The sequence below is a fragment of the Bryobacter aggregatus MPL3 genome (assembly GCF_000702445.1).
GTDB classification, from domain to species: domain Bacteria; phylum Acidobacteriota; class Terriglobia; order Bryobacterales; family Bryobacteraceae; genus Bryobacter; species Bryobacter aggregatus.
Genome location: NZ_JNIF01000003.1, coordinates 1,034,140 through 1,056,280, shown reverse-complemented (window position 1 = coordinate 1,056,280; position 22,141 = coordinate 1,034,140). Strand labels below are relative to the sequence as shown.

19 protein-coding genes and 1 pseudogene are annotated in these 22,141 nt (G+C 58.5%); 10 read left to right on the top strand and 10 right to left on the bottom strand.

Annotated elements, in window-relative coordinates; all coding sequences use genetic code 11:
• Window positions 1–78 precede the first annotated feature (78 nt).
• Window positions 79–363 carry a hypothetical protein gene (locus M017_RS0105230; RefSeq protein WP_031496345.1) on the top strand — a complete coding sequence of 95 codons (285 nt, stop codon included), beginning with the start codon at window positions 79–81 and terminating at the stop codon, window positions 361–363.
• Between the two features lies 1 nt (window position 364).
• Here the strand turns inward: M017_RS0105230 and M017_RS0105225 are convergent, their stop codons facing one another.
• Window positions 365–808, bottom strand: a complete 444-nt coding sequence (locus tag M017_RS0105225) for a GNAT family N-acetyltransferase (RefSeq protein WP_031496344.1) — start codon at window positions 806–808, stop codon at window positions 365–367.
• Between the two features lie 7 nt (window positions 809–815).
• Window positions 816–1,862 carry an aldo/keto reductase gene (locus tag M017_RS0105220; RefSeq protein WP_031496343.1) on the bottom strand — a complete coding sequence of 349 codons (1,047 nt, stop codon included), beginning with the start codon at window positions 1,860–1,862 and terminating at the stop codon, window positions 816–818.
• Between the two features lie 224 nt (window positions 1,863–2,086).
• Between M017_RS0105220 and M017_RS0105215 the strand changes: the two genes are divergently transcribed.
• From M017_RS0105215 to M017_RS26320, 3 genes are all read left to right on the top strand, one after another.
• On the top strand, window positions 2,087–5,533 hold the full coding sequence (locus M017_RS0105215) for a TonB-dependent receptor (RefSeq protein WP_031496341.1): 3,447 nt from the start codon (window positions 2,087–2,089) through the stop codon (window positions 5,531–5,533).
• 66 nt (window positions 5,534–5,599) lie between these two features.
• On the top strand, window positions 5,600–6,220 hold the full coding sequence (locus M017_RS0105210; protein WP_155121250.1) for a hypothetical protein: 621 nt from the start codon (window positions 5,600–5,602) through the stop codon (window positions 6,218–6,220).
• Between the two features lie 11 nt (window positions 6,221–6,231).
• Window positions 6,232–6,912: a formylglycine-generating enzyme family protein gene (locus M017_RS26320; protein ID WP_162179840.1), complete on the top strand. Its 681-nt coding sequence runs from the start codon at window positions 6,232–6,234 to the stop codon at window positions 6,910–6,912.
• Here M017_RS26320 and M017_RS0105200 read toward each other — a convergent pair whose 3' ends face one another.
• Together M017_RS0105200 and M017_RS0105195 are read right to left on the bottom strand one after the other, a co-directional pair.
• Window positions 6,913–7,110: a hypothetical protein gene (locus tag M017_RS0105200; RefSeq protein ID WP_031496337.1), complete on the bottom strand. Its 198-nt coding sequence runs from the start codon at window positions 7,108–7,110 to the stop codon at window positions 6,913–6,915.
• The gene (locus M017_RS0105195; RefSeq protein ID WP_155121249.1) at window positions 7,111–7,932 is read right to left on the bottom strand and encodes a hypothetical protein; all 822 of its coding nucleotides are present in this window, start codon (window positions 7,930–7,932) and stop codon (window positions 7,111–7,113) included.
• A gap of 80 nt (window positions 7,933–8,012) precedes the next feature.
• Here M017_RS0105195 and M017_RS0105190 point away from each other — a divergent pair, with 80 nt between their 5' ends.
• The 3 genes and pseudogenes from M017_RS0105190 to M017_RS28540 all read left to right on the top strand — a co-directional run.
• Window positions 8,013–9,065 (top strand): NAD-dependent epimerase/dehydratase family protein, encoded by a 1,053-nt coding sequence (locus tag M017_RS0105190; protein WP_155121248.1) that lies wholly within the window; start codon window positions 8,013–8,015, stop codon window positions 9,063–9,065.
• Window positions 9,059–10,894 carry a thiamine pyrophosphate-binding protein gene (locus M017_RS0105185; RefSeq protein WP_035957679.1) on the top strand — a complete coding sequence of 612 codons (1,836 nt, stop codon included), beginning with the start codon at window positions 9,059–9,061 and terminating at the stop codon, window positions 10,892–10,894. Before M017_RS0105190 ends, M017_RS0105185 begins: the two co-directional genes overlap by 7 nt.
• 24 nt (window positions 10,895–10,918) lie before the next feature.
• Window positions 10,919–11,414, top strand: a pseudogene (locus tag M017_RS28540) (transposase); the annotation flags it as partial.
• 26 nt (window positions 11,415–11,440) lie between these two features.
• On the opposite strand, the gene M017_RS0105175 reads toward M017_RS28540, so the two are convergent.
• The 4 genes from M017_RS0105175 to rfbF are packed head-to-tail and all read right to left on the bottom strand — an operon-like array spanning window position 11,441 to window position 15,631.
• On the bottom strand, window positions 11,441–12,484 hold the full coding sequence (locus M017_RS0105175) for a glycosyltransferase family 2 protein (RefSeq protein ID WP_080507514.1): 1,044 nt from the start codon (window positions 12,482–12,484) through the stop codon (window positions 11,441–11,443).
• Entirely contained in the window at window positions 12,481–13,830 is a 1,350-nt protein-coding gene (gene rfbH, locus M017_RS0105170) for a lipopolysaccharide biosynthesis protein RfbH (protein WP_031496329.1), read from the bottom strand. The genes M017_RS0105175 and rfbH overlap by 4 nt, the downstream gene beginning before the upstream one ends.
• Window positions 13,827–14,855, bottom strand: a complete 1,029-nt coding sequence (locus M017_RS0105165; protein ID WP_051669531.1) for an NAD-dependent epimerase/dehydratase family protein — start codon at window positions 14,853–14,855, stop codon at window positions 13,827–13,829. Before M017_RS0105165 ends, rfbH begins: the two co-directional genes overlap by 4 nt.
• Complete coding sequence (gene rfbF, locus M017_RS0105160; RefSeq protein WP_031496325.1) at window positions 14,855–15,631, bottom strand: glucose-1-phosphate cytidylyltransferase; 777 nt, start codon at window positions 15,629–15,631, stop codon at window positions 14,855–14,857. Before rfbF ends, M017_RS0105165 begins: the two co-directional genes overlap by 1 nt.
• A 131-nt stretch (window positions 15,632–15,762) precedes the next feature.
• Here rfbF and M017_RS0105155 point away from each other — a divergent pair, with 131 nt between their 5' ends.
• A complete protein-coding gene (locus M017_RS0105155) occupies window positions 15,763–17,283 on the top strand; it encodes a glycosyltransferase family 39 protein (protein WP_162179839.1) in 1,521 nt (506 codons plus the stop codon).
• Here M017_RS0105155 and M017_RS0105150 read toward each other — a convergent pair.
• Complete coding sequence (locus M017_RS0105150; protein WP_051669530.1) at window positions 17,270–18,103, bottom strand: alpha/beta hydrolase; 834 nt, start codon at window positions 18,101–18,103, stop codon at window positions 17,270–17,272. The two genes, M017_RS0105155 and M017_RS0105150, sit on opposite strands and share 14 nt — an antisense overlap.
• A gap of 110 nt (window positions 18,104–18,213) precedes the next feature.
• On the opposite strand from M017_RS0105150, the gene M017_RS0105145 reads away from it, so the two are divergent.
• A complete protein-coding gene (locus tag M017_RS0105145; RefSeq protein WP_051669529.1) occupies window positions 18,214–18,849 on the top strand; it encodes a sigma-70 family RNA polymerase sigma factor in 636 nt (211 codons plus the stop codon).
• 9 nt (window positions 18,850–18,858) lie between these two features.
• On the top strand, window positions 18,859–21,369 hold the full coding sequence (locus tag M017_RS0105140) for a protein kinase domain-containing protein (protein ID WP_031496319.1): 2,511 nt from the start codon (window positions 18,859–18,861) through the stop codon (window positions 21,367–21,369).
• Here M017_RS0105140 and gluQRS read toward each other — a convergent pair.
• Window positions 21,326–22,138, bottom strand: a complete 813-nt coding sequence (gluQRS, locus tag M017_RS0105135) for a tRNA glutamyl-Q(34) synthetase GluQRS (protein WP_031496317.1) — start codon at window positions 22,136–22,138, stop codon at window positions 21,326–21,328. The two genes, M017_RS0105140 and gluQRS, sit on opposite strands and share 44 nt — an antisense overlap.
• Window positions 22,139–22,141: the final 3 nt, after the last annotated feature.

The window sequence follows — 22,141 nt, the reverse complement described above, 5'->3', positions numbered from 1 at the left end:
CCATAAGCGAGCTCGAGGTCTGGGCGGTGGTGGGAGGCGAGGCGCTTCCGCTACAATCGTGACCTGTTCGCTGTCGGGATGGTGTCGCTGTTTCTGGTTGTTGTGGCAGGCTCCGCCGCAGTCAAGCCTGGCGAAGACTTTATCGAGCCGTTCGTGCTGATCGCCGGCCCATTGGTGTATGGCTTTTTTGCGAACCTCTGCTACTCGGCAGGCCCATTTCTCGACCTCAAGGACAAGTGCAGCAGGCCGCGCGAAAAGCGCTTTGAGGAGGGGTATCGATTCTCCATCCTGCTGACTGCGCTTCCCGGTGTCTGGGCCGTCCTTGCCTGGCTGTTCACACTCGTCAGCGGCAAAAAACTCTGACTCAAGCAAGGCGGTAGCGGCACTTGCGCGGATGCCCGGACTGGAAGATCACGCAGTCTTCCGGCACATCGACGATCTCGACAAACTCGGCGCCGGCCAGTTCGAGACTGCGCCGCGAAGCGAGATTCTCCGGGTCGCAGGTGATCCAAAGCGGTTGGAGTCCAAGTCTACGTGCCAGCGGCAACAATAGCCGCACCGCCCTGCTCGCATAGCGATGACCGCGATGTGCTTCGTGCACGGCATAGCCAATGTGCCCGGCAAACATCTCGATATGACGGGTGGAGCCCACGCGCAACCGGATACTGCCGAACTCCTCGCCTGTGATCGCGTCTGTCATTCGGAAGTGGTAGGTGGGGACATGATGGACGGGATGCGGAGCAACGTCGAGCAATTCCAACTGCAAGTTGCCGTCGCGCATTGGCTCCACATCCGTCCGGGGAATCATCGGAAGATCAGTCTCCCTCTGGCACGTAGCTGGGCGGCAGCGGATTCCGTTCCTGGAACTGCCGCTGGTGCCAATACGGATAAGGGATGGCCTGTTCGCTGGCCGCATCGAGCTTCTGCACCTGTTCCGGTGTCAGTTCGAACTCGGCAGCAGCGAGATTCTGCCGGAGTTGCTCTTCATTGCGTGCGCCAATGATGACAGAGGAAACGGTCGGCTTGCGCAGGAGCCAATTCAAGGCGATCTGCGATACTGTTTTCCCGTTCTCCTTGGCCACCTCGTCGATCGCATCGACGACCCGATAGATGTGTTCGTCGGCCACTGGCGGACTCTTTTCGGCCGTCACCTTCAACCGGGCGCTGTCGGGTGGCGGTTGGCCGCGCCGGATCTTGCCGGTGAGTCTTCCCCAGCCCAGCGGACTCCAGATGAGCGCTCCAATCTTCTGATCGACTGCGAGCGGCATCAATTCTGTCTCGTAGTCGCGGCCAATGAGCGAATAGTAGACCTGGTGCGCGACATATTTAGACCATCCATAGCGTTCAGAAACGGAGAGCGACTTCATGAGGTGCCAGCCGGAGAAGTTGGAGCAGGCAATGTAGCGGACCTTGCCACTGCGCACCAGGGTGTCGAGGGCCGAGAGTGCTTCTTCTACAGGCGTCAGCGCGTCGAAGCCGTGCAGGTGGTAAATGTCGATATGGTCGGTCCGCAGGCGGCGCAGGCTGTTTTCGCAAGCCTGGATCAAGTGGTAGCGCGAAGAGCCGACATCGTTCGGACCCTTACCGGTGCGGAAAGTGGCTTTAGTGGAAATCAGCAGGTCGTTTCGCTTGCCTTCAATGGCTTCGCCAAAGACTTCTTCTGCCAAACCGTCAGAATAAATGTCGGCGGTGTCGAAAAGATTCATTCCTGCGTCCAGGCACAGCCCGATCAACTTTCTGGCTTCCTCGACGCCAGTGGAACCCCACGCTTTGAAGAACTCGTTGCCGCCGCCGAAGGTACCGGTGCCGAGGCACAGCTCTGATACCTTCAATCCTGAATTGCCGAGAACACGGTATTTCATGCTTCCATTCTCCGCTAGTGTGCTCTTGGAGTGGCGAGGCTTCCCGTCGCAGTTACTGGCTTGCAGACGATGTGGATCTGGGGTAAGAATCTGAGATCTCCGCTTGCATTGAAATGGCTTAATCCAGAAAAGCATTTCCATTATTGATAGAAAGCGATAGTATCTGTGCCATGCGGAATCTGAGTCTAAGTCGAATACGGTTCACCAATCTTGTTCGTGCCACGATGCGGGCGATCTCTCTGTTGTTGTATCTTCTGGTGTTGTTGCAAAGTACTGGCTCTCAGTTAAGCGCCCAAGGGCTTACTGGAAAACTGAGCGGCACGGTGCTTGATGGTTCTGGTTCCGTTGTGTCCGGAGCCGAAGTGAGTGTCACCAATTTACAAACCTCGCAGTCGCGAATTGCAAAGACGGACGATGAGGGATACTTTGTATTCAATGAGCTGCTGCCTGGAGAATACCGGCTCAGCGTTACGGCAGCGGGTTTCAAGCGCTACGAGCAACGATCGATCTCCCTCACTGCGACCGAGCGTGTCAGCCTCCCGAAAATTGCTTTGGAAGTGGGCGCAGTCAATGAAACAATCTCTGTGACTGCCGAAGTGGTTCGACTGCAAACGGAGAGCTCCGAGCGTTCTGGTCTAATTACCACTCGCCAGATGCAAGAGTTGCCGCTGAAGGGCCGCAGCTACATTGGAACAGCGAAACTGCTTCCCGGTGTGACGGACACGGCCAACCGCGAGTCGCCCGGCTGGAACGATCTGGTAGGCATCAACATCAACGGAACTCGCGCCGGGTCGATCAATCTGACCCTCGATGGCGTGACGAGCCTTGATACCGGTTCGATGACGGGACCCTACTTGGCGCCGAATCTGGATGCTGTTGCCGAGGTGAAGGTGCTCACCAGCAATTACCAGGCGGAGTATGGACGTAGCTCCGGCGGAACGATCAACACCGTGATTAAGAGCGGCACCAAGGACTTCCACGGTGGCGCCTATTACTTCTTCCGGAATGAGGCGATGAACGCGAATGAGTTCTTCAACAATAAGAACGGTCTGCGCCGCCCCAACTATAAGTTCAACAATCCCGGTTATTTCATTGGAGGCCCAGTCCTCATCCCCGGTACGAAGTTCAATCACAACCGGGATAAACTGTTTTTCTTCTGGTCGCAGGACTTTTTGCCGTTGACGATTCCGTCGGGCGTCCAGAACCAGACTTTCCCGACGCTGGCTGAGCGAGGAGGAGATTTCTCGAAATCCGGTGTCACCGTCACCGACCCTTTTAATAGCAACACCCCCTTCCCGGGGAACATCATCCCCGCCAACCGGATCGATGCGAATGGGCAGAAGCTGTTGAACCTGTTTCCTGCGCCCAACACGGCGGGTCCGGGTGGTCAATACAACTGGGCCGGGCTGAGCGTGAACAAGCAACCGCGGCGGGATTCCATTCTGCGGCTGGACTATAACATTTCTCCCAAGACCCAGGCCTACATTCGTCTGATTCAGGATTATCAGGCCTCGAAAGGCGGCTTCCAGCTCCTGGCGGGTTTAGGAGGCAGCAACAACTGGCCGCAGTTGCCGATCGCCTATGAGATCCGGAGTGCCGGCCTCGTCTCTACTTTGATCCATACCTTCAGTACCAACAAGGTGAACGAGTTTACCTTCGGTGTGAACCGGGCGAAGCAGAGTGTGGAAGCACTGACTCAGGCGGCGCTCGATGCCAACAGCCGTACGAAGGTCGGCTTGAACATTCCTCAGTTTTTCCCGCAGGCCAATCCCCTCGGGCTGATCCCGAATGCGACCTTTGGCGGGGTTCCGAATGCTGGATCTTTGAATATCGAACAGCGCTTCCCCTTCTTTGGCACAAACAACATCTGGAACTGGTCGGACAATCTCTCCTGGGTGAGCGGCAAGCACAGCATGAAGTTCGGAATCTTTCTCGAACGTGGCACTCGCAATGCTGCTCGCAGCACCCCTTTCAATGGAACCTTTAACTTCGATCGCGATGCGACGAATCCGCTTGATACGGGCTATGCCTATTCCAATGCTTTGCTGGGCGTGGTGGATGGTTATACAGAAGCGAATGCGCACCCGGGCGCCCATGCCCGCTATCTCAATGTGGAGTGGTTTGCACAGGACACCTGGCGTGTCACCAAGCGTCTGACCATTGATGCGGGCGTCCGTTTCTATCTGATCAGGCCAACGATCAGTGCAGGCGACAAGCTGGGAGCCTTCGATATCGCAACCTATGACCGGACTCTGCAGCCTCCGCTGATTCAACCTTTCATCGATTCCACCGGAACTCGCGTCGGACGGGATCCCGCCACAGGGCTCACCTCGCCTGCGGTCAAAATCGGTTCTTTCTCGAGCGCTGCGGGCACGCCGTTTCAGGGTGTGAAGATCTACAACGAAGGCATCCTGTATACGCCGCCCATCAAGGTGGCTCCGCGCATTGGCCTCGCCTGGGACGTCTTCGGCAATGGACAGACCGCGATCCGGACGGGCTTCGGTATCTTCTATGACCGCTTCAGCGACGACCAGATTCTGCAACTTGTGCAAACCCCGCCGCTTGTGCTCACCTCGACGGCAAACTTCACGACCATCAACAATCTGTTGGCGACACCGCTGAGCAAGAGCCCGGCGAGTGTCACCTCCGTGCAGCGGGATTTCAAGCCGCCTTCGGTCTACAACTGGAGCTTCGGGGTCCAGCAGCGTGCCTGGTTCGGCACCGTTGTGGACGTGGCCTATGTCGGCAACTCACAGAAGAATCTGTTGCAGACTCGCAACTTGAATGCGGTGCCCTATGGCACCAACTTCCTGCCACAGAACATTGATCCAACGGTGACCGGCAACCGGCCGCTCAACTCCAACCTGCTGCGGCCGCGTCCGGGCTTTCTCGATATCAACTATCTCGAGTTTGCCGGGATTGGAAACTACAATGCTTTCCAGGCGCAGTTGACCAAGCGCTTTGCGCGGAAGCTCACTTACAACCTGAGCTATACGTGGTCCAAGGCGATGGATCTGGTGGACGGGATCGGCGGCACGGTGAGTCCGGTGTTGAACTATCGCATGCGGAACTACGGACGCAGCGGCTTTGACCGGACGCAGAACTTCCAGATGAACTACACTTACAACCTGCCCGACTTCAGCAAGCACTGGAACAACAGGGCGACGAGGATTGCGCTCGATGGTTGGGAAGTCTCGGGTGTCACTGCCTTTGTCACCGGTGCGCCTTCAGGTGTTGGCTACAGCTTGAGCTACTCGGCAGATCTGACGGGTGGCACGGGCAATGGCCTCGATAGCCGCAGTGTCGTTGTGGCTAAGGTGGATCAACCGGGGCCGCAGGGGCAATGGTTCAATGTCAATGCCATCAAGCCTCCAACAGTGGGCAACAGCGTGAATGGAACCGGGAATGCCGCAAAAGTCCTGTTTACACAGCCGGGACTGGCCAACTGGGATCTCTCGATGTTCAAGAACTTCAAGCTGGGTTCGAGTGAGCAGCGGAGAATTCAGTTCCGGGCCGAGGCCTATAACGCTTTCAATCACACGCAGTTCACTGGTGTGGATACCGGCGCGCGCTTTGACCAGAGTGGTGCGCAGATCAACTCGAATCTCGGCTACTTCAATGCCGCGGCGCTGGCCAGACGGCTGGTGCTGGGCCTGAAGTTCTATTTCTAGATCGCTGTGAGAGCGATCCTTCCGGTTGGTGTGCCCTAGGATGGTGAATAGGAGGCGGCCAACTTGGTGAGGATCGCTCTTTTTCTATTGCTGGCGCAGTGCCTCTTGGCGCAAGTGTCCACGGTGCGCATTGTTCCGGTAGACCGGGATGGAAAATCATTGGATGTTCGGGTATTCCGTTTCACCAGCGATGCGGGGCCGGAGTTTGCTGCCCGATTCAAAGGACTGCTGGCGACGGGCATTCCGTATGGCAGCTACACAGCGGTTCTGCGTTATCAGAATGGCCCTGCGGCGGCAGATTGGAATGTTCGTTATGTCGTGAAGCAGGAGGAGTCTCTGGTGCTGGCGGTGGATACGAGCAATGTCGTGGTGATGGCGGGACAGGCGTTTACGATGGGGCGGACGAGTGGGACACCGAGAGCTTTGTCCGGGAAGGTGGTGGGCGGAGACACGGTTGGGGCAACCTTGTGGGTGCGGATCCAGCCGCTGTTTGGAACGGAATCGGCAGAAGATGTTCCCGTCGGGCGCGATCGCAGTTTTCAGTTTTCCAAGCCTCCGGAAGGCCGGAACTTGCTGCTGGTATTTCGCGATGGGGCGGTGCTGGGTTCGCGGGTGGTGGATGTGGACTATGTGTCCCTTGGCAAGCCGGTCACAATCGATGTCGATGGCGTGGACAAGATGAGATAGCGGTGGAGGAGATGGTCTGGGTTCCCGGAGGATCTTTCCTCTATGGAGAAGCGGAGACACAACGGATCGAGAGCGTGGCGCATGGCTTCTGGATCGATCGTGATCCGGTCACGAATGCGCAGTATGCGGCGTTTCTAGCGTCGCTTCCTGCCCATGCGATCCCTCCGTGTGCCGATCTGTTGGGCGAGGCAAAGTGGTTTGAATGTGAGAATTCCTTTGCAAAGCCTCAGTTTGCGCAACATCCTGCCACGGGTGTGACCTGGCGAGGCGCTTGCGCGTATTGTGCCTGGAGAGCGGCCCGGCTCCCGCTTGAGGTGGAATGGGAACTCGCCGCGCGTGGGACCGATGGCCGTGTCTATCCGTGGGGCGATGTGTTCGATGCGGTCCGCTGCAATACGGATGGTGCTGGAACCACTGCCGTGGATCACTATGGACAGGCGGGCGCCTCGCCGTATGGATGCCGCGACATGGCAGGCAATGTACTGGAGTGGACTGCCAGCGACTCCGGCACGGGCAATGTGTTTCGTTTGCGCAATGGGCTTCGGGTGGATGACTTGCCGTTGAAGATCTTGCGAGGCGGCTCCTGGATCATGCCGGCCGAAATGGCCCGTTGTGCGTTGCGGCGCTGGGATTTTACACCGGTGCGCGGCAGCCGCGTGATCGGGTTCCGTTGTGTCCAGGACGCGGTGTGACTATCCTCGCCTCCAGGCGATCAGGTACGCGATCCCGCTTGAGACGGCAGCAAGCGCAGCCAGACACCCGGCGAAGAAGGGAATCATGCCACTCATCTCGTCGAAACGCTGGCGGCCGGAGGTGGTGAACAGCCCCCAGTAAGAGAAGACCCCCAGCGCTGCAGCCGAGGCGAGGAGAAGAATTGCAGTAAGGCGCATTTATTGGAATCCGAATTCGCCTGTGACCTGACGGGTCCTGGAATCGAGCAGTAGTTGCACGGAACGTCCGGAACCGGGCTGCTGCGCTGTGGCATCAGCGTGATGGAGGGCGGCGAGGATCTCGTGGGCGCCGTCTGCACTGGGGCCGCGGTCCTCAAGATGGTAGGTGGCGGGCGCCCACTGTTTTGTTGTGGCCAGGTAGCGTACGGCGGCTTCGTAAAGATCTTTCGTTTCCGTGATGCGGACATGCAGGAGGCCGCCTGTTCCGAATTCGATCTTCTCCGGGCGCCAGCCCCCATCGCTGAAGTAGCCCTGTTCATAGCGCCAGAGGATCTCAAGCCGGGCGTGGCTTCGTTTGGTCCATTGCAGGCGCGAGTAGAGGTGGCGCTTCCAGGAAGGGCTGACGCCGGTCATGAAGTTCATTTGGAAGGGAGTAGGCCAACTCAAATGGCTTCGTTCCGTCGTGTAGGTGACAGTGTCCCCGGGGTCGGGGGTGAAATCGATGTCGGGCAGTCCGCTCGGCGGAAAGTTGGAGTGGCCCGGGCCGCAGGGGAACTGTGCCGCGCCAAAAGAGAGCGTGGCACGTCCCCTGGGACTGAGCATGACTTTGAGATCCGTAAGGACGGTTGCGGGGGTAAAGGAGTCCAGGCGGATGCCGGCAAATTCCAGCGTGCCGTTGTCGAAGCGAAGCTTGGAAACCGGAGTTGCCCCGATTGGCTTCGTTTGGAGCGTGTCCAGAAACAGGCTGACAGAACGGGCGGCGAAGATCCACAGGAGAAGTGCTCCCAGAGCAACAAGGCTATAGAGGAGCGTGGTGCGCACGGATTGAGGGTAGCGCAATGAGCGGCTCGATGGCTAAAGCCTTTCCCTTAGTTTGCCGATTCTTGCTTGGTGGAGAACTTGTGCCGATACGCGTGATGGATTCGGATCTGGAACAAATTGTGGCCTCGGCTCTGCCGTGGGAGCGGATGTTTGGGAAGACCATCCTCGTTACTGGGGCCAATGGTTTTTTGCCGGCCTACATGGTGGAGACGCTCTTACATCTGAATGCTTCGCGTGGGGCTGGAATTCGGGTGCTTGGGCTGGTTCGGAATTTGGAGAAAGCCCGGAAGCGATTTGCTGGGCGAGGCGCGGTGGAGTTTGTCGTCCAGGATGTTTGCGATGCCTATCGTGGGCCGGAGGGACCGGTCGATTTCATTGTCCATGCGGCAAGCCAGGCGAGTCCGCTGTACTTGGGCAGCGACCCAGTGGGGACCTTTGAGGCGAATGTATTTGGGACGCGGCGGATGCTCGAGTTGGCGCGCGATCGGAAGAGCGAGAGCGTCCTGTTCTTTAGTAGTGGTGAGGTTTATGGGGCGATCGATGGGAGCATGATTCCAACGCGCGAGGATCAGTATGGACTGCTCGACCCGTTGAAGCTTCGCTGCAGCTACGGAGAAGCGAAGCGGGCAGGCGAGGCTCTTTGCGTCTGTTGGCAGACGCAGTTTGGAGTGCCGGTGAAGATTGTCCGTCCCTTTCATACTTATGGTCCCGGGATGGCTTTGGAGGATGGCCGGGTCTTTGCCGATCTGGTAGCCGACGTAGTGGCCCGCCGGAATCTGGTTCTTCGGAGCGATGGGTTGGCGACGCGGGCTTTCTGCTATCTGGCGGACGCCACACTTGCGTTTTTCCGCGTGCTGATCGAGGGAACTTCCGGGCAGGCTTACAACGTCGGGAGTGCCGAGGAATCTTCGATTCGGAATCTTGCGGAGACACTGTGCCGCCTATACCCGGAGCGGAACCTGTGCGTGGAGTATCAGAACCGTGATGCGGCAAGCAGTTATGTGAATAGTACGATCTCGCGGAGTTGCCCGGATATCGGGAAGATGCGAGCGCTGGGCTGGGAGCCGCGGGTGGGAATTGCGGAGGGGTTTGGACGGACGATCTTGTCGTTTGAGGAGCAGTCAGGATGTTGATGAAGCTAAGTGAGTATGTGGCCAATCGGTTGGCTGCATATCGTGCCAAACATGTCTTTGTGGTCTCGGGTGCGGGAAATGCGCATCTGTTGGATTCGATCGCCTATCATCCGGAGCTCAAGTACGTCTGCCCGCATCATGAACAGGCCGGATTGATGGCTGCGGTTGCCTACGCTCGCTTGACGGATCGGCCCGGCGTGATGCTGGTGACGGCAGGGCCGGGAGCGGCGAATGCGATCATCGGCGTCTTAAATGCCTGGGCCGATTCAGTCCCTTGTCTGATCCTGTCGGGACAAGAGAAGTCGATACACGCCACAGCGGCGAACCCGTTGCGGATGTGGGGCGTGCAGGGTTTCGATGTCGTAAAGACGGTATCCGGAATGACGAAGTATGCGGCGCTGGTCGACCGGCCCGAGTCCATTCGCTATCACCTGGAGAAGGCGCTGTACCTGGCGTCCGCAGGGCGGCCGGGGCCGGTGTGGCTGGATCTTCCGGTCGATGTGCAGTCGGCGAGGATCGATCCAGACTTGCTGGAAGGATACACGCCGCCGGCGAAAGAGCCATCAGCGCTGGAGGCCGCAGTTGCTCAAGTACGTGCGTATCTGGCGCAGGCCCAGAGGCCGGTGATCTGGCTCGGCAATGGGATTCGAATTGCGGGGGCGAGCGCTTTGGTGGCGCCGCTGCTGCAGAGATACCCTGCCGCCTACTTGACGGCCTGGAACGGTGCCGACCTCCTCGCAACCGATGAGCCTCTGCACTTTGGACATGCCGGGGTGTACGGGCAGCGCTGCGCGAATTTTGTTCTGCAGAACTGCGATCTGTTGCTCGCAATCGGGACCAGGCTGGCTATCCCGCAGGTGGGGTATGAGGCGTCTGAGTTTGCTCGCGGCGCAACTCGGATTATGGTCGATATTGATCCAACTGAGATCGCGAAGCTGGCTTCGCTTTTGCATCTAGGAATTGAAGCCGATGCAGGTGATTTTCTGCGCGCCTTGCTCGACGAGCCGCGCGAGCCTGCATCGTCCTTGTCCCATCTGGCCGGGGCGCTGGCCGAACCGACGGCCTGGCTCAAGCAGTGCAATGCCTGGCGCAAGAAGTATCCGATCATCGAGGCGGGGACGCATGACCATGAGCCGGGTTATATCAACTCCTATCGCTTCATCGACAAGTTGTCGGACCATTTCTCTGCTGACGAGACGGTGGTGCTGGATGCCGGAACTGCGTGCACTTGCAGTTTTCAGGCGCTGCGGCTGAAGCTGGGCCAGCGGGTTGTGTATTCGACGGGACTGGGCGAGATGGGATTCGGGTTGCCGGGAGCGATTGGCGCAAGTTTCGCCCGTGGCAAAGGACGCGTCATCCTGATCAGTGGTGACGGGTCTTTCCTGATGAATCTGCAGGAGATGCAGACTGCGATCCATCATCGGCTGCCGTTGAAGATCTTTCTGTTTACCAATGGGTCGTATCTGTCGATCAAGCATACGCAGAAGGCGATTTTTGGACGGCTTGCCGGGGCGGATCCGGAGTCGGGAGTGACTTGTCCAGACTTTGGCAAGGTGGCTGCCGCGTTTGGCTTCAGGACGGCGACTTTGTGTGACTGGGAGAATGCCGATGCCATTCTCGAAGATGTGTTATCGGGGCCGGAGCCAGTGCTTTGCGAAGTGCCAATGCATCCGATGCAGTTACTGGTGCCGAAGCTCGCGCTCGCCATTACGGCGGAAGGGCAGATGGTGTCACCGCCGCTTGAGGATTTGAGTCCGCTGCTGGGACGCGAGCCGCTACGGGAAGAGATGATGCTGGTGGGGATGCATCCGAAGAGCCAAAAACTCTAGAGGCGGCTGTTCACTGTTGAGAAGGTGAAGGGATGGCTTCCCCGGCTCCGCAAGCGATGCCGGGCCGAGCTCAGTGACGAAGAATGGGGGGCGGCGCCCGAACTGGCCTTGCTGGATGAAGCCGCACCACAGCACAACCATGATCTACGAGAGGTCTTCAACGGGCTGCGCTACATCATCAAAACGGGAGCCCCTTGGCGTTGGATGCCGAATGATCTGCCACCTTGGGAGGTGGTTGATCAGCAGACGCAGCGTTGGATTCGAGCGCGGCAATTCTCGATAGCCGCACCTTGCAGTCGACACCGGAACTCGGGGCGCGCGGTGGCTACGACGGAGCCAAGAGGAAAAAAGGCACTCAGGTGCATATCGCCTAGATACCCTGGTCCATCTGTTGGCTCTCCATGTCACTCCGGCCGATGAGCAGGATCGAGCTCAAGTGAGTGCACTGGCCGCTCAAATCCAGCTGTTGACGGGAGAGGATGAGGGTGATCCCGGACAAGTGGCAACCGAGGCAGCTCAACGTCAAGTTGCCTGGGCAGCCTAGCACTAGAGAGCGGTTTCGGTCCGCACGGACACTTCGGGATTGGCCGGCGTGATCGTTGCCTGTGAGATTGCTTGGAGATCCTGGGTGAGGAACCCGGGATGGTCGGACGTTTCGAAGTTGATCCGCTCTTTCTCCACCGTCAGCGGGCGGCGGAGGACTTGGGCGTGGATGGCCGAAATGTACTCCGAGAGTATGCCAACAAAGATCAGTTGCACCGAAGTGAGAAAGAAGAAGCCGATGACTACGGGCGCCATGCCGACACTGAAACGATCCCAGTAGATCAATTTGTAGATGAGGTAGCCGAGAGAACTGAGGATGCTAAGACCGGCGCAAGCAAATCCAAAGAAGGTAAAGAGCCGAAGTGGGACCTTTGAGACATTCGTGATGCCGAGCATCGCGGTGTCATAGAGCACATAGAGATTATTCTTGCTGAAGCCGCGTAGCCGGCGCTTCTGGTTGTAAGCGATCTTCTTATGCGGCAGGCCGATTTCGGAGATGATGCCGCGAAAGAAGGGGTCGGGATCATTGAAGCTGCGGACGAGGTCGATGACTTTGCGGTCGAAGAGTCCGAAGCCAGTGAAGTTATCGTAGGTCTCCATCTGTGCGAGTTTGCGCACGGTGCGGTAGTAGAGTCCGCGTACCCAGAACATCAGGCGATTCTCATCGCTGCTTTCCTTGATGGGCAGTACGACGGGAGTGCCTCTGGCCCACTCGGCGATCATCTCGAGGAGTAACTCCGGTGGGTCTTGCAGGTCTGCGAAGAGGAGGATGATGGCGTCGCCGCTGGCCTGGAGGAGTCCGTAGACGGGGGAGCGCAAAGGACCAAAGTTGCGGGTGTTGACGATGACCTTGATGCGCGGCTCGTTGGCGGCAAGCTCGCGCAGGATTTCGACGGTGCCATCGGTAGAAGCATTGTCAATGAACAGATGTTCCCAGTTGTAGTGCGGCAACTGCGCCATCACCGCGCGGACGCGAGCGTGCAGTTCGCCGACATTCAGTTCCTCGTTGAAGCAGGGAGTGACGATGCTGATCTTCTTTGGGCTCACGCTGCAAAGACCTCGTGGAGGGAAGCTTGCATGTAGTCGAGCTGGGCTGTGCTGAGTCCGGGATAGACGCCAATCCAGAAGACGTGATTCATGATCGTATCGGTGCGATGGAGATGGCCCGCGACGCGGAAGGGCTTTCCGAGATAGGCCGGCTGGCGAGTGAGATTGCCTGCAAAGAGCAGACGGGTTTGGATCTTGCGGCTCTCGAGAAAACGGACGATCTCATTGCGCGACACCGGTGAGCTGGGCCGGACCGCGATGGGGAAGCCGAACCAGCTTGGGTTGGAGCCAGTAGTGGCCTCAGGCAGGATGAGGAAATCTGCAAGGTCCTTGAGGGAGGCGTAGAGAGAGTTGAAGTTGGCACGGCGCGCCTCGATAAAGCCGGGGAGTTTCTTCAACTGCGCCACGCCGATGGCGGCCTGCATGTCGGTGACCTTCAGGTTGTAGCCGATGTGCGAATAGGTGTACTTGTGATCGTAGCCGCAGGGGAGTTCGCCTTGCTGCCAATCGAAACGTTTGCCACAGGTGTTGTCCCGGCCGGGTTCACACCAGCAATCCCGTCCCCAATCGCGGAAGGATTCGGCGAGAGTTTTGAGCAGCGGAGTGTTTGTGAGGACGCAGCCGCCTTCGCCCATCGTCATGTGGTGTGCCGGGTAGAAGCTGACGGTGGCAAGGTCTCCAAAGGTTCCGGTGAGCTTCCCATTGAGGGTGGACCCGACGGCATCGCAGCAATCCTCGATCAGCCAGAGATCGTGCTTGCGGCAGAAGGCGCTGACGGCTGCTGCGTCGAAGGGATTGCCCAGCGTGTGGGCGATCATGACGGCCCGGGTGCGGCTGGAGAGTGCGGCGTCCAGCAGACTGGTGTCGAGGTTATAGGTGGGGATCTCGACGTCCACAAAGACGGGGACCAAGCCATTCTGGAAGATGGGATTGACCGTGGTAGGGAAGCCGGCAGCAACCGTGATGACTTCGTCGCCTGGTAGGAGCGCGCGGTCGCCGAGGCGCGGGGAGGTGAGCGCAGTCAGAGCCAGCAGGTTGGCCGAGGAGCCGCTGTTGACGAGCAGGGCATTGCGGAGGCCGTAAAAGCGAGCAAACTCGCGCTCAAATTCGCGGGCAAAGCGTCCGGTGGTAAGCCAGAAATCGAGAGAGGACTCTACCAGCGTTTCGATCTCTTCTGCATCAAAGACGCGTCCAGCAAACGGGATCTGGCTTGTCCCTGGAGAGAAGGGTTGGGGCGCGAAGGCGGTGGCGTGGTACTCCCGCACGAGTTCACGAATTTGACCGCGGAGTTCCTCCTCGCGGTGCTTGGAGACGGGGGGCTTTACAAGGAGGCTGGCGTTTGTCATCGGAGCACCGTTGCGAGCGTATGGACGTCGGCGGCATGACTGGATTGGTTACGCTGCTCATTCCATTGGCGGTACCAAGCGATCGTCAGCTCGAGACCCTGGTCCAAGCTAAAGAGCGGTGACCAGGACAGCATCTCTCTGGCCTTGGCGGCGCTGAGCTGCTGATTTCGAATCTCATGGGAGGCCTGATTCAGGATGCGCGGCTCAAGACGCGAACCCATGAGACGGCTGATGCGCCGAACCAGATCCGTGACCGTCACCTGGGACTCATTGGAGAAGTTAAAAGCGTGGCCGATGAGCAAGCGGTTGCCGGCGAGACGTTCGGCAAGGAGGAGATAAGCAGCAGCCCCATCCTCAACGAAGAAATAATCCCGGATGAACTGACCGTCGGAGCGGATGAGGGGCGGCTCATTGCGGAGGAGCGAACGAATGGTGCCAGGGATGATGCGGTTCCAGTTGAGATCGCCCCCGCCGTAGAAGTTGCCGCAACGCGTGACGACAACTGGAAGCTGATAGGTGTGGGCGTAGGATTGCGCGATCAGATCGGCACAGGACTTGCTGACATCGTAAGGATGGCGGCCTTCCAGCGGCGTGGATTCTTCGTAGGGAAGCTTTTCCTGGTCACCGTAGGCTTTATCGGATGACGCGACAACAATCTGGCGGACTGAGGGCGCACGGCGGGCCGCCTCGAGCAGCGCCCAGGTGCCTTCGATGTTGGACGAAAAGGTCGAGACCGGATTCCGGTTCGCCACGCCGACGATGGTCTGTGCGGCAAGGTGAAAAACGGTATCGATTTCGTACTCGCCGAGAATGCGTTCGAGGAGCGCCTGGTTGCAGATGTCGCCATGCACGAGGCGAACCCGGGCTGCGTCCCCCGATTGGTTCAATTCCGATTGGGGAACGCTGTCGCGAACCAGGCAAACAACTTCAGCTCCCTGGCGTAACAGTGCCTTGACGAGCCAACTGCCGACCAGGCCGGTCGCCCCGGTGACGAAGACGGGCCGGGCGTCCCAGAATCCTCGCATCACTGCCACACCTTCCAGGGTGCTTCGCCCGAGCGCCAGAGTTCATTGAGTTGCAAGTATTCGCGATAGGTGTCCATCGCGAAGAAGAAGCCATCGTGGCGAAACGCCATCAGTTGCTTGTCGGCAGTCAGTTGCTCGAGAGGACCGTTCTCAAACACGGTTTCGTCGGAGTCAATATAGTCGAGGATCTTTCGATCGAAGATGAAGAAGCCTGCACTGGCGCAATCGCGCGAAACTGGTTTTTCAAGAAAGCTCGAGACCTCGCCACTTGCTGTCGTGCTGAGGATTCCATAGCGAACCGGCGGGTTGACGCTGGTGACCGTCGCGATGCGGCCATGGGACTGATGGAAGGCGAGCAGCGCCCCGAGATCGATATTGGAGAGGCCGTCGCCGTAGGTCATCATGAAGGTGTCGCCGTCCAGATACTTCGCTGCGCGGCGGATGCGGCCGCCAGTCATGGTCTCAAGCCCCGTGTCGGCTAGGGTAACGTGGAAGCCTTGCTCCCGATGTCGCTCGTGGAAGTGAATCTGATTGGTTTGTCCCAGGCAGATGGTGAAATCGTTATTCATCGCCTCGTAGTTGAGGAAGTATTCTTTGATCACTTGGCCGCGATAGCCAAGACACAGCACAAAATCCCGGAAGCCGAAGTGCGAATAGTACTTCATGATGTGCCACAGGATCGGCCGGCCGCCGATTTCGACCATCGGTTTGGGCCGATACTCTGTCTCTTCTCGCAACCGGGTTCCCATTCCGCCACAAAGGATCACGACTTTCATGATGCTGGAGGAATAATCGGCTGCTGTCTGCCCGCACGTTAGGTTCTAGCTGTGAATTCCGTAAGGGAAAAGTCTTAGATCTTTGGCGGATTGCCTAATGACGGATCGTTGAGGGGCCGATGGAGCAAACGATGAACCGATTTCTGGAATTCGTGGCTACGCTCGACCGCAATCCACGATGGGCACTGCTGTTCTGTCTCGCCGTATTCGCGATGGTGATGATTCCAGCCGCTCTGCGGCCTCTCTGGTACGACGAGTTGGTGACCTATTACATCGCGATGTCGCCGAGCTGGGATCGATTTCTCGAGAGTGTACAGACGGTGGATCTGCAGCCTCCCCTTAACTTTCTCCTGGTGAGGATCAGCATCCTGCTGCTGGGCGATTCTGATTTCAGTGCGCGCGTGCCATCCTTGCTGGCATTTGTGGCGGCGAGTTTGGTGGTCTTTCAGTTGGTGCGGCACAGACTGGGTGGGCTGTTTGGACTGATGGGGATGGCGGTCTTCTGGTGCGTCTGGTTGGTTTATTTTGCTGTCGAGGCGCGGCCCTATGCGCTGATGCTGGCGTTGCTCTGCTGCGGATTGTATTGCTGGTTGGCGGCGATCGAGAGGCCGCGCTGGAGCCGATGGCACACCGGGCTGACGGTCTCCTTGGCGGCCCTATTTCTCACCCATTGTTTCGCTCCTCTTTTTGGCTCCGCAATCGGAGTGGGGGAACTGGTTCGGAGCGTAGAACGCCGCCGTCTGGACCGCAGGATCTGGCTGGCGATCCTCTTGCCTCTGCTGATTCTGCCGCTATATTTTCCCTTATTACGAACGGCGCATTCCATGCGTTTTTCCCCGGCCCTGGAGTCCACGATGGCCTTGCTCTCGACCTTTTACTACTCCCTGGTGATGATTCTGTTGCCGGTGGTGGGGATCGTCGTGGTTCTCGGATATGCCGTGCGGGACTCGGGGAAGCCGTGGTGCAAGATCATTCGATCTCATGAGCTTGCCTTCTGTCTGACGACGCTGGCCATGCCGGCGCTGGTCGGCGTCTATTGCATGATTTCGGGCATTCAGTTTGTTGGCCGCTATGGAATTGGCGCGATGCTGGGCGTGACCTTGCTGGTGGTCGCCATTTTGGCACGCCTGCTTCGGAATCCAGGTACGGTACTTCTCATCACGGTTCTTTTGGTGGGTTTGTTTGTCTGGAGCAAGGGGCTGACTGGAATGCAGATGGGCAGGTACAGGAATGTTTCGCTGCAATATCGTGAGATCGAGCCCAACTTGCCCTTTATTACGGCAAACGGCATGACCTTTCTCGAAATGGATCGGCGGGAACCCACGCAACTTGCGGCGAGACTTTTCTATCTGACCAACAACGAGGCCGCCTTGCACTACATCAAATCGAATATGTTCGAGGGCCTCGTACATGTCCAGCGACTCTTCCCGATTCGAGGCCAAGTCGTTTCCTATGAGCAATTCTTAGCGACACACCGTCGATTCCTGGTCTTTGCGATGCCTTCGGATCATGAAAACTGGTTGCTCCCGAAGTTGAAGGATGATGGGGCCACGATTTCCCTGCGGATGGAAGCGGAGCAAACTGGATATCTCGATCGCCACGTCTATGAGGTGGTGCTTCCTGGACCTGTCGCCACGATCAACGGAAACTAGCTGAGTCTGGCAGCTCAATGCGCGGCCGGGCCCCGGGGAACAGGAACTGCAGCATGGACGGCACGCGGGCGGCCCAGGCGCGCTCGTCGTGGCCGCCTTCGTGATCTTCGTAATAGAACAGATTGCTTCCGGCCTTCCATCCTTTGTGCATCAGCACGTCGCGGAGCAGGCGCACGTCGCGCAAAACTGCCTTTGGATTATTTCCTTCGCGCAGGCCGACGTCGAGCCAGAGCTTGGCCCGGTGCTTGTGGGTGATCGAGACGATCTTTCTGAGGATCATCCGGTAATCCCACCACACCGATGGGGACATGACGGCAAGACGGCCAAACACCTCGGGATACCGGATGCCTAAATAGATGGTCACCAGGCCGCCGAGCGAACTGCCGCCGAGGCCGGTGTGTTTGGGGCCGGGAAGCGTGCGGTAGTCCCGATCGATGAAGGGAATCACCTCTTCTACGAGCATGCGTCCATAGGACGCAGCCTGGCCGCCGTAGTGCTCCTGAGGATTCGGGCTGGGCGTGAACTCGTCAATGCGCCGGGTGCCGCCGTGAGGGATGCCAACCAGAATCAGTGGCTCGACGCGCTGCTCGGTGATGAGGCGGTCTGCTGTTTCGGGGACTTGCCAGTACTGCCCAGGGATGAACGCCGTATGGGGCTCAAAGACGTTCTGGGAGTCATGGAAGTACATGACCGGATAGCGTTGGGATGGGCGCTGCTCATAGCCTGGAGGCAGATAGATGACCAGTTCCCGCTCTCCGGTAAGGATGTGGGAGTCAAAATCGTTGCGTTTGTGCAGCGTGCCATGGAGAGTCGAGATCACTTCAGGTGGAGTCTCTATTTTCTCATCGAAACATTTCTCATAAAATGAGAGATCTTGAGCCGAACGTTTTCTCTTTCAACGCGTACCTAATTTGAGAGGAAACGCATCACATGGTTCTCGAGGCCGATATTTTGGAAGCAACCCCCGTCCGGACCCCTGGCCAGCAGAACGAACCGGGCCACGACGTCACCCAATTGCTACAGAGCTGGTCGCATGGCAATCGCCAGGCGCTCGCCGATCTGTTGCCGCTTGTTTATGACGAACTGCGCCGTTTGGCCGCCAGTTACATGCGCTTTGAAAATCCGGGCCATACGCTGCAAGCGACGGCTCTGGTGCACGAAGCGTACATGAAGCTGATCCAGCAGCGCGATGTCAGTTGGAAGAGCCGAGCCCACTTTTTTGGAATTGCGGCGCAGATGATCCGCCGTATTCTTGTCGATCACATTCGCGCCACGCGCGCCCAGAAACGCGGTTCCGGCTTTGCCGCTCTGTCGCTGGATGAGGCGATTGGAGTTCCTGAGAAGCGGAACTGGGAGATTCTGGCACTGGACGATGGCCTGAAAACGCTCGCCAAGGTCGACCCCCAACAGGCAAGAATTGTAGAATTGCGATTCTTTGCCGGACTGTCGATTGAGGAGACGGCGGCGATTGTCGGCGTCTCTCCCGCGACGGTCAAGCGCGACTGGGTTTGCGCGAAAGCATGGCTGTTTCGCGAATTGACCCGAGGTGGATCCAACGAGTCTTAATATGGATGTGTGCACACCCGCTGGCAGCAGGTGAAACAGATCCTCCATGACGCGGCTGAGATGCCTGCGTCGCGGCGTGACGCCTTCGTTGAGGAGGCCAGCGGCGGCGACGCGGAATTGATCGCCGAAGTCAAAAGTCTGCTCGAAAGCTTTGAAGCAGCCGACGAGTTTCTGGAAGACGCTCCAGTGCAACTGGGCGGCTTTCTCGAAACTCTCGAAGGCCGCCGGGTCGGCGACTATCGAGTAGAAAAGCTCATTGCCAAGGGCGGCATGGGCAGCGTTTATCTGGCCAGCAAAGAGATGGACGGCGTCCCGATGCAGGTGGCGCTCAAAGTCATCCGCTTTGCCGGTAACCACGAGTATCTCTCTCGCCGCTTTCGCATGGAGCGCCAGATTCTGGCCCGTCTCACGCATGAGAACATTCTGCGTCTGCTGGACGGCGGCGTTACCAGTGAAGGTGTCCCTTATCTCGTCACCGAGTACCTCGATGCGCAGAATCTTGAGGAATGGCTGGTGGAGACGAAGCCAAGCCTCGCGGCCCGTCTGGAGCTCTTCACTCGCATTTGCGATGGCGTTGCTTACGCGCACCGCAATCTGATCGTCCACGGCGATCTGAAGCCGAGCAATATTCTGGTCACCCGGGATGGGGGGGCCAAGCTGGTGGATTTCGGCATTGCCCGCTTGATTCAGGGCAAAGACACCACCGATCCAGCGGTACAGAATACGATCACGATGGCTCCGGCCCTGACTCCCTGGTGGGCCAGTCCGGAACAGTTGCGCGGCGAGCCACTGAGCATCGAGAGCGATTGCTATGCGCTCGGGCGTATTCTGTTCTTTCTACTCTGCGGCAAGCTGCCCTTCGACTTTACGGGCATGACGACGCAGGAGATTCTCGAACACCTGCGTAAAGAAGCTCCGCCGAAGCCGAGCCAGGTGAGCGGTGATGGCCGCTTGTCGGGGGATCTCGACAATATCAGCCTAAAGGCGCTTGAGTTTGAACGTTCTCATCGCTATCGCGGCGCCGATGCGCTGGGCGAGGATATTGAACGCTATCTGCACTTGCGCCCGGTGTCGGCGCGGCCGCAGACCTACGGCTACCGGCTGCAAAAGTTTATCCGCAGAAACCGGGCCTTTGTTGCGGTCTCGACTCTTGCGAGTATCGCGCTCATTCTCGCGGTGGGTGCTGCCTTCTATCAGGAGCGCCTGGCGCAAAAGAATTACGAGAAAGCGCAGCAGCGTTTTGACCAGTTGCGGAATCTGGCGAACACCTTGGTGTTTGACGCCGATGAAGCCCTGTCTACATTGCAGGGCGCCACTCCGGTGCGCGCCAAGTTGGTGAAGAGCGCCCTGGGCTACCTGGATGAGTTGGCGAAGCAGGATACCACCGACATCGTATTACGCGAAGAGCTTGCCGCGACCTACGAGAGAATTGGCGATATCCAGGGCCGTCCTGGAACGATGAATCTCGGGCAGATCGCTGAGGCGCTCCAGAGCTATCGCAAGAGCGAGATGCTGCGGATGGAGATTCGCAAGAATGCAAAGAAGGCACCCGAGTTTCAGAAAGCCAGCGAGCAATTGGCTTCGAGTTACTCCCGGTTGAGTGCTGCGTTGCGTGTGATGGGCGATGCCAATACGGCGCTCTCTTATGAGCGGAAGGCGCTTGGCATCCGCCAGGCTCTGTTTGAAGGCGATCCTACGAATCTGCTTCGCAAGCGTGCGCTGGCTAGCAACCTGACCTCCTTGAGCGGGAGTTTGTCCCAGATGGGAGATTGGCAGGGAGTGCTCGAAACCCGCCGCGAGGCCTTGCAGATGCTCGAAGAAGTTGTCGCTCAGAATCCGAATCAGGTTGCCGATCTCAGGGCGCTGTCGCTTGCTCTTTCGAGGATGGGTTCCATTGAGAGGCACGAGAATGCGCTGCCGGCAAGTCTGGCTCATTATCAGCGGGCGCTCGAGATCGACCTGCGCCTCTATGAGCGGGACCGGGGGAATGTGCAGTTCCAAGTGAGCGCCGGGCTTTCTCACACCAACTTCGGAACGATTTTGCAAAGTCTGGGGCGTACGAAGGAAGCGCTTGATCATTTCGAGGTGGGCCGTATGATTTATGAGGAGGTTGCGAGGGCGGATATCCGCGAGGTCCGAAGCAGAACCCTCCTCCAGACCAACCGGGTGAGTACTGCGAAGGCTTTGTTGAGCATCGGACGGTCGCGGGAAGCGCTGCCGATGGTGGAGTCGGCTCTGGCGATGCGGGAGCGGCTCGCGGCGATGAATCGTTCGAATGCGGGAGCGCAGGGAGAAGTCGCCGAGGCGCACGAGGCACTCGGACAAGTCTATGCGGCGCTCCGGCAACGGCAGAAGGCGCTGAAGGAATTCCAGATGGCGCAAACCTTGTTGCAGACCATCATCAGTGCGGACCGGTCCAATGCTGCAATGCGCGAAGATCTCGCGCGGGTGGAGAACCAACTCGGCGCACTGGGCGTCAAGAGTAGCGCCGCAAGCGTTCCGGTCGCCAGTTCGCAATAGCCCAGGCCCAGATGTTGGCAAGGGATTGGCGCGCGAGGTTCTCTTCTGGCTGCTGCTGGAGGAATTCAAGGGCTTGTACGAGTAGTGTTGTGCTGCTTGCCGTGTCGAGAGCCGGGGCGAGATTTTGTTTTGAGAGTTTTGTGCCATCCGGACCAGTCGCAAGGGGAAGATGCAGATACTGCAGCGTCCGATAGCCGAGCAGGCGTTGCAGATACTGTTGCCGTGGGGTGGAGGACAGCAGATCTGCGCCGCGCACAACGTGGGTGATGCCCTGGGCCTCGTCGTCGACAACGACCGCGAGTTGGTAGGAATAGATCTTACCGGTGGTGCTGAACAGAATGAAATCGTCGGAGATTGCCGGATCTTCGACTGCCAGGCGTAAGGCGCGGACCGGCTTTGCCGGGTCGCAGCCGTTGCGGCAGATTCCGGGATAGCGGGATTCGTTCTGGGCGGCCAGGGTTGCGATTTCGCGGCGGCTACAGGTGCAATGATAGACGCGCGGGCCAAGCTGGGCGATGGCGGCATCGTAAAGCGCGCTGCGTTCGCTTTGTACGATGACTGGTTCATCCCAAACGAAGCCAAAGGCGCTGAGGGTGGACAGGATTTCGTCGGCGTAGTGAGGACGGCAGCGTGTGTGGTCTGTGTCCTCCATGCGCAGCAGCCACTGGCCACGCTGGGCGCGGGCATCAAGATAACTGGCCGTTGCAGCAACCAGTGAGCCGAAGTGCAACGGTCCGGTCGGGGAGGGAGCAAAGCGGCCGCAATACATCTG

What these genes read in the sequence shown, in the direction of transcription:
- M017_RS0105230 (WP_031496345.1), top strand. Translation starts at nt 79, where the DNA reads ATGGTGTCGCTGTTTCTGGTTGTTGTGGCAGGCTCCGCCGCAGTCAAG.
- M017_RS0105225 (WP_031496344.1), bottom strand. Translation starts at nt 808, where the DNA reads ATGATTCCCCGGACGGATGTGGAGCCAATGCGCGACGGCAACTTGCAG.
- M017_RS0105220 (WP_031496343.1), bottom strand. Translation starts at nt 1,862, where the DNA reads ATGAAATACCGTGTTCTCGGCAATTCAGGATTGAAGGTATCAGAGCTG.
- M017_RS0105215 (WP_031496341.1), top strand. Translation starts at nt 2,087, where the DNA reads ATGCGGGCGATCTCTCTGTTGTTGTATCTTCTGGTGTTGTTGCAAAGT.
- M017_RS26320 (WP_162179840.1), top strand. Translation starts at nt 6,232, where the DNA reads ATGGTCTGGGTTCCCGGAGGATCTTTCCTCTATGGAGAAGCGGAGACA.
- M017_RS0105200 (WP_031496337.1), bottom strand. Translation starts at nt 7,110, where the DNA reads ATGCGCCTTACTGCAATTCTTCTCCTCGCCTCGGCTGCAGCGCTGGGG.
- M017_RS0105185 (WP_035957679.1), top strand. Translation starts at nt 9,059, where the DNA reads ATGTTGATGAAGCTAAGTGAGTATGTGGCCAATCGGTTGGCTGCATAT.
- rfbH (WP_031496329.1), bottom strand. Translation starts at nt 13,830, where the DNA reads ATGACAAACGCCAGCCTCCTTGTAAAGCCCCCCGTCTCCAAGCACCGC.
- M017_RS0105165 (WP_051669531.1), bottom strand. Translation starts at nt 14,855, where the DNA reads ATGCGAGGATTCTGGGACGCCCGGCCCGTCTTCGTCACCGGGGCGACC.
- rfbF (WP_031496325.1), bottom strand. Translation starts at nt 15,631, where the DNA reads ATGAAAGTCGTGATCCTTTGTGGCGGAATGGGAACCCGGTTGCGAGAA.
- M017_RS0105155 (WP_162179839.1), top strand. Translation starts at nt 15,763, where the DNA reads ATGAACCGATTTCTGGAATTCGTGGCTACGCTCGACCGCAATCCACGA.
- M017_RS0105145 (WP_051669529.1), top strand. Translation starts at nt 18,214, where the DNA reads ATGGTTCTCGAGGCCGATATTTTGGAAGCAACCCCCGTCCGGACCCCT.
- gluQRS (WP_031496317.1), bottom strand. Translation starts at nt 22,138, where the DNA reads ATGTATTGCGGCCGCTTTGCTCCCTCCCCGACCGGACCGTTGCACTTC.